A 6,896-nucleotide genomic window follows, 5' to 3' on the forward strand; every position below is an offset into this window, starting at 1 on the left:
TTCCGCCCGGCCCTCGCCGCCGCCACGGCCCTCTCGCTCGCCGCGGCCCTCGGCGGTTGCGGGCTGATCACCGCCGAGACGCCCCCGGGCACCCTCACCGTCGCCGACTACTACACCTCCGAGCCGGGCAACACCGCGCTGACCGAGATCCTGCGCTCCTGCGGCCGCCGCACCGGTGTCGAGGTGCGGCGCGAGGTCATGCCGCGCTCCCAGCTCGTACCCAAGCTGCTGCGGGACGGGGCCGCGGAATCGCTGCCCGACCTCGTCCTCAGCGACAACCCCGACCTGGCCAAACTGGCCTCCACCGGGGCCCTGCTGCCCCTGGATGGCAAGGTGGACACAGACGGCTTCTACGACAGCGTGCTCCAGGCCGGCACGTACCGGGGCGAGTTGTACGGGGTGGCGCCCGGGGTGAACGGGCTCGCGCTCTTCTACGACAAGCGGGCCCTCGCCGAGGCCGGGCTGCGGCCGCCCACCACCTGGGGCGAACTCCGCTCCACCGCCAAGAAGCTGACCAGGGACCACCGCTACGGCCTGGCGCTCTCCGCGATCGACACCGAGGAGGGCACCTGGCAGTTCGAACCCTTCCTGTGGGGCGCCGGCGGCGACCTCCGCGACCTGGACTCACCGCGGGCCGTCGAAGCGCTCACCTACTGGGAGTCGCTCTTCGACGACGGCTCGGTGTCCAAGTCCAGCCTCAACTGGGAGCAGTCCGGCGCCGCCGACCAGTTCGTCGGCGGACACGCGGCCATGATGATCAACGGTTCGTGGCAGCTGGCCGCCCTGGACGAGCACGAGGACCTCGACTACGGCGTCGTGCCCCTGCCGGTCAGAAAGCCGGGCGAGCGGCCCGCGACCCCGCTGGGCGGCGAGACCTGGGCCGTGCCCAAGGGGCCCAGGCAGGGCAAGGCCGTGCGCGTCCTGGACTGCGTGCTCGGCCGCGCCAACATGCTCCAGTGGTCCCGGCTGCGGGCCGACGTGCCCAGCCATCCGGCCGTGGCAGGACAACTGGCCGAGGAACAGCCCGACTTGGCGCCGTTCATCGCAAGCGCGCCGAGCGCCCGGTCCCGTACGGCCGTGCTCGGCACCCACTACCCGGCCGTGTCCCAGGCGATCTCCACCGCTCTCCAGCGGGTCGCCACCGGAAAGCTCAGCCCCGGGAAGGCCCTCGCCGCGGCCCAGCGGCAGGCCGAGTCCGCGGACGACTGACAACGCGAGGTGCGCACCCCCATGACCAGAACGCGGCTCGCGAAGCTGAGCTTCTACGTCCCCGCCCTGCTGTACCTGGCGGTCTTCTTCGGCTTCCCGATCCTGACCAACCTCACCATGTCCTTCCAGGACTACACGGTGACCTCCTTCTACGCGGGCGACGCCCCCTGGACGGGGCTCGGCAACTACGCGGCGGTTCTCGGCGACGAGCTGTTCCCCACCACGCTGTGGAACACGGCCGTTTTCACGGTCGCCTCACTCGCCTTCCAGTTCGCCATCGGCCTGGGCCTGGCCCTGTTCTTCCGCCGCCGCTTCCCGCTCGGCGGGCTGCTGCGGGCGCTGCTCCTGCTGCCCTGGCTGCTGCCGCTGCTGGTCTCCGGCACGGTCTTCCGCTGGCTGCTCGACCAGGACTACGGGATCGTCAACCACGTGCTGCTCACCCTGCACCTGATCAGCGATCCGGTGCCGTGGCTGGTCAGCCCGGACCACGCCATGGCGGCCGTCGTCATCGCCAACGTGTGGATCGGCATCCCGTTCAACATGGTGATCCTCTACGGCGGACTCCAGTCCATAGCGCCGCACCTGTACGAGGCGGCGGCGCTGGACGGGGCAGGCGCCTGGCAGAAGTTCCGGTACGTGACGTGGCCGCTGCTGCGCCCGGTCACCTCGGTGGTGCTGATGCTGGGGCTGATCTACACGATCAAGGCGTTCGACGTGGTCATGGTGCTCACCCAGGGCGGCCCCGCGGACGCGACGCAGCTGCTGTCCACCTGGTCGTACCAGGTCTCCTTCACCGAGCTGCACTTCGGCGAGGGCGCCGCGGTGGGCAACGTCCTCATCGTCATCGCCATGCTCTTCGCGCTGGTCTATCTCCGCGCGGTCCGCAGGGAACAGGCCGGGAGGTAGCCCCCATGTCGACCACCACAACCACCGCAACCACTTCGGCCACCGCAACCACCACAACCACCGCAGCCACCGCAGCCACCGCGACGGCCGCTCGGACCGCCGTCGGCCGCTGGGGAGTCACGGCCCTGGCCCTCGTCATCGTGGCCGTGCTGCTCTTCCCGCTGTACTGGATGTTCAACGCCTCGCTCCAGCCCAGCCACGCGCTGCTGTCCATCCCGCCGCGCTGGTTCCCGGCCGATCCGACGCTGGACGGCTACCGGGCCGCCTTCGACACCCAGGGGCGGCACCTGCTGATCAGCCTCTTCGTCGCCTGCGGGAACGTCCTGGTCACGCTCGCCGTCGCCGCACCGCTGGCCTGGGCGCTGGCGAAGTTCCGGCTGCGGTACGCCGGGCTGCTGCTGTTCGTCCTGCTGATCGTGCAGATGCTGCCGGGCATCGTGAAGGCGAACTCGCTGTTCACGCTGTACAGCGAGATCGGGCTGCTGAACAACACGATCGGCCTGATGCTGGCCCAGTCCACGCTCTCGGTGCCGTTCGCGGCCGTGCTGCTGCGCGCTCAGCTCCAGCAGGTGCCGACCGAGGTCGTGGAGGCGGCGGCCCTGGACGGGGCGGGGCACTGGCGGACGTTCCTGCGGATCGTGCTGCCGATGAGCCGCAACGGGGTCATCACCGCGGGCCTGTTCGCCTTCCTCTTCTCCTGGGCCGACTTCCTCTTCGCCATCACGCTCACCTCGCGCGAGGCGGTGACCCCGGTGACCGTCGGCATCTACCGGTTCATCGGGGCCAACACCACCGACTGGAACGCCCTCATGGCCTCCGCGGTCCTGGCGTCGGTGCCCGCCGCCATCCTGCTGGTGATCGCCCAGCGGTACATCGCGGTCGGCGTCACCGGCGGCTCCGTCAAGGACTGACCCACGACCTCGCCACGGCCTCGCCACGGCCGCGCCACGACCGGCCCAAAAGCACCCGTTCACAGACCTTCCCCCTTCCCAGAACAGGAGACTCATGTTCCGCGAGCACGACGGCGGTCTCGAATTCAGCGCCCGCCACGAGACGTTGCGCGTCGAGCCCTGGGGCCGCGACTCCGTCCGCGTACGGGCCGTCCTCGGTGCCGTACGCGACGACATCCCCGGCGCGCTCCTGGACCGGCCGACGGACGGCAAGGCGGAGATCACCGTCCCCGATCTGACCGGGCTGCGGGCGTTCAAGACCGGCCTCGGCTCCCCCACCGACCCGGTGCCGCCCGCCCGCCTGGTCAACGGGCGGATCACGGTGGAGCTGAGCGTCGAGGGCGAGCTGCGCTTCCTGCGCAGCGCGGACGGCCACGAGCTGCTGGCCGAGCGCCGCGCCCACTTCTGGTGGCCGGGCACCCGCGCGCACACCCCCGTCTCCCCCGGCTACCGCCGCCTGGAGCAGCACTTCGCGGCCTACGAAGACGAGCGGCTGTACGGGCTCGGGCAGCGGCAGCACGGGCTGCTGGACCAGAAGGGCACCGTCGTCGACCTGGTGCAGCGCAACACCGAGGTGTCCATCCCGTTCGTGCTCTCCAGCCGCGGCTACGGCCTGCTGTGGAACAGCCCGGCGGTGGGGCGCGTCGAGTTCGCCGCCAACGGGACCCGCTGGGTGGCCGACAGCGCCCGGCAGATCGACTACTGGATCACCGCGGGCGAGAGCCCGGCCGGCATCCTGCGCGCGTACGCCGACGCGACCGGCCACGCACCCGGGTTCCCCGACTGGGCCACCGGGTTCTGGCAGTGCAAGCTGCGCTACAAGACGCAGGAGGAGCTGCTGGCGGTGGCCCGCGAGCACAAGCGGCGCGGCCTGCCCCTGTCGGTGATCGTGTCGGACTTCTTCCACTGGACCCGGCTCGGGGACTGGAGGTTCGACCCGGCGGAGTGGCCCGACCCGGCGGCCATGGTCCGCGAACTTGACGAAATGGGCGTCAAGTTGATGGTGTCCGTGTGGCCCTCGGTCAACGAGTCGAGCGAGAACCACGCCGAGATGGCCCGCCGCGGCCTGCTGGTCGCCAACGAGTACGGCTCCCCCGCGCACACCGCCTGGACCGACAAGGGCGCCGACCACCAGGTGGCGGTCTCCTTCTACGACCCCACCAACCCCGAGGCGCGTGACTTCGTCTGGTCCAAGTGCCGGGAGAACTACCAGGAGTACGGCATCAACCTGTGGTGGCTGGACGCCTGCGAGCCGGAGATCAAGCCCGGCCATCCGGCGAACCTGCGCTACCACGCCGGGCCCGGCCAGGAGGTGGCCAACCTCTACCCGCGCGAGAACGCCCGCACCTTCCACGAGGGCATGGCCGCCTCGGGCGACACCGACGGCATGTCGTTCAGCCGCTCCGCCTGGGCGGGCAGCCAGCGCTACGGCACCGCCGTGTGGTCCGGGGACGTGGGCACCGACTTCACGACACTGCGGCAGCAGATCGCGGCCGGGCTCAACATCGGCCTGTCCGGCATCCCGTGGTGGACCACCGACATCGGGGGCTTCCACGGCGGCGACCCCGACGACCCCGCCTACCGCGAAGTCCTGTTGCGCTGGTTCCAGTTCGGTGCGTTCTGCCCGATCTTCCGGCTGCACGGCTTCCGGCTGCCGTGGCTGCCGCTGGGCGGCGAGATGACCGGCGGCCCGAACGAGGTGTGGTCGTACGGGGACGAGGCGTACGAAATCATGTGCCGCTACCTCCGGCTGCGGGAGCGGATCCGCCCGTACGTCGCCGAGCAGATGGCGGCCGCGGCGCGAGACGGGCTGCCGCCGATGCGCCCGCTGTTCGTCGAGTTCCCCGGGGACGAGCGCGCGTGGACGGTCGCCGACCAGTTCCTGCTCGGGCCCGACCTGCTGGTCGCGCCGGTGACGGAGGCCGGGGCGGTGCGCCGCGAGGTGTATCTGCCGGCGGGCGCCCGGTGGACGTGCGCGTGGACGGGCGAGGTCTACGAGGGCGGCACGGCGCCGACGCTGGACGCCCCGCTCGACCGGATCCCGCTGCTGCTGCGGGACGGCGCTCAACTCCCCTTGGTGGAGTGAGGGTTGGGGTTGGGCTCGGCGCCGGGTACGACGACCACGTCGCGCCCGGCCCGCCGGAACTCCTCGACGGTCTCCGGTGGGGCACCGTCGTCGGTGACGAGCGTCCAGGGGCCCTCCAGCCGCGCCCACGCGTGGAACGGACGGTGGCCGAGCTTCGCGGCGTGCACCAGCACGTAGACCCGGCGGGAGCGGCGGGCCATCAGCTCCTTGAGCCGGGTCTGCTCCGACTCGGCCTCGCACAGGGCGCCGTCGTTGGTGACCCCGTCCGCGCCGAGGAAGGCCAGGTCGAAGCTCAGCCGCTCCAGGGCCGCTTCGGTCAGCGGCCCGACGAACGCGTCGCTGAGCGGGCGCAGTCTGCCACCGAGGCAGCGCGTGGTGAGGTCCTCGCGCGCCTGCACGTGCCCGAGGACCGGCAGGCTGGCGGTGGTGACGGTCAGCCCAGCCCCGGTCGGCAGCATCCGGGCGACGAGGGCCACCGTCGTACCGGCATCGAGCAGAAGTGACTGCCCGGCGCCGATGCGGCCCGCCGCCCAGCGGGCGATGGCGCGCTTGGCCTCGTACGCCTGGCCGTCCCGCTGGCGCAGCGAGGGTTCGGCCCGGCCGCGCGGTACGGCGATGGCGCCGCCGTAGGTGCGGGCGAGGCGGCCGTCGGCGCTGAGGTGGGTCAGGTCGCGGCGGATGGTGGACGGGGTGACCCCGAAGTGCCGGGCCAGCTCGTCCACTCCGGCCGGACCGGCGTCCTCGGCGAGGTGGATGATCTCCTCCCGCCGCTCGCGGGAGCGGAGCGGGCGAGGCGTGCGGGGCGTGCGGGGCCTGTCGGCGGTGCTCATGCGACGGTCCTCGGAGGCTCAGCCGTGTCGGGCCGTCGACAGGTGGTCGGCGGCTGCCAGTTCGAGGTGGATCAGGTCGCACGACACCGAGGCGAAGGTGTAGCCCTCGGCCAGGCGCCGGGCGGCCGTCGCACCGTCGGTGGTGTGGATGCCGGCGGCGATGCCCGCGTCGGCGGCCGCCGTACGGATCTCCGCCACGGCCGCCTCGAACTCCTCGTCCAGGGCAGGGTCGTTGGAGTCTGCCCCGCCCAGCGCGATGCGCAGGTCCGAGGGGCCGACATAGATCCCGTCGAGGCCGGGGGTCGCGCAGATCGCCTTCAGATTGGCCAGCCCCGCCGCCGTCTCGATCATCGCCAGGACGGCGGTCGCGGCGTTCGCCTCCGCCAGGCTCGGCCCGAGACGCAGCCCGGCCCGCATCGGCCCGTACGAGCGCCGCCCGACCGGCGGGTAGCGGCAGGCGGTGACCGCGGCGGCCGCCTGCTCGGCCGTGTCGATCATCGGCACGATCACTCCGGCCGCGCCCGCGTCGAGGGCCTGCCCGATCGGTGCGGGGTCGTTGGCCACCACGCGCACCAGGCCGACCGCGGCGCCCCCCGCGTCGATCGCCGTCAGCGAGTTGAGCATGCCCGCGTAGCCCATGAGCCCGTGCTGGATGTCCAGGCAGACGTAGTCGTAGCCGAGCCGGGCCAGGCGCTCGGTGACGGGCGGGGCGTCCAGCACGGACCAGTAGCCCACCAGCCGCTCCCTGGCGCGCAGTGCGGCGGTGAATCGGGCGGCGTGGGACGGCGAGTCGCCGGTGCCGGCGGTCTCAGCGGCTGTGCTCATGCGGCGGGCCCCTTCTGGGTAAGTGATCATCTCAACGGGCGGTCGGGTCGGCGGACAGGCATGTCGGCGGGCGGCCAGGTCGGCGGGCGG

Annotated in this window: 6 protein-coding genes; 4 read left to right on the plus strand and 2 right to left on the minus strand. The window is 72.2% G+C overall.

All coding sequences use genetic code 11. The annotated features are described in order from the left end of the window. From AOK16_RS07590 to AOK16_RS07605, 4 genes are all read left to right on the plus strand, one after another. The coding region (locus tag AOK16_RS07590) for a sugar ABC transporter substrate-binding protein (protein ID WP_055471462.1) at positions 1-1,209 on the plus strand (1,209 nt) is incomplete at its 5' end. Between the two features lie 21 nt (positions 1,210-1,230). Next, entirely contained in the window at positions 1,231-2,115 is an 885-nt protein-coding gene (locus AOK16_RS07595) for a carbohydrate ABC transporter permease (RefSeq protein ID WP_055471463.1), read from the plus strand. 5 nt (positions 2,116-2,120) lie between these two features. Then, complete coding sequence (locus tag AOK16_RS07600) at positions 2,121-3,026, plus strand: carbohydrate ABC transporter permease (RefSeq protein WP_079101154.1); 906 nt, start codon at positions 2,121-2,123, stop codon at positions 3,024-3,026. 94 nt (positions 3,027-3,120) lie between these two features. Then, complete coding sequence (locus AOK16_RS07605) at positions 3,121-5,151, plus strand: glycoside hydrolase family 31 protein (protein ID WP_055471464.1); 2,031 nt, start codon at positions 3,121-3,123, stop codon at positions 5,149-5,151. Here AOK16_RS07605 and AOK16_RS07610 read toward each other — a convergent pair. Together AOK16_RS07610 and AOK16_RS07615 are read right to left on the minus strand one after the other, a co-directional pair. Next, on the minus strand, positions 5,130-5,981 hold the full coding sequence (locus AOK16_RS07610) for a DeoR/GlpR family DNA-binding transcription regulator (protein WP_055471465.1): 852 nt from the start codon (positions 5,979-5,981) through the stop codon (positions 5,130-5,132). The two genes, AOK16_RS07605 and AOK16_RS07610, sit on opposite strands and share 22 nt — an antisense overlap. Positions 5,982-5,999: 18 nt before the next feature. Next, positions 6,000-6,806: an HpcH/HpaI aldolase family protein gene (locus AOK16_RS07615; RefSeq protein WP_055471466.1), complete on the minus strand. Its 807-nt coding sequence runs from the start codon at positions 6,804-6,806 to the stop codon at positions 6,000-6,002. Positions 6,807-6,896 lie beyond the last annotated feature (90 nt).

Source organism: Streptomyces pathocidini, assembly GCF_001418495.1.
In the GTDB taxonomy this organism is placed as follows: domain Bacteria; phylum Actinomycetota; class Actinomycetes; order Streptomycetales; family Streptomycetaceae; genus Streptomyces; species Streptomyces pathocidini.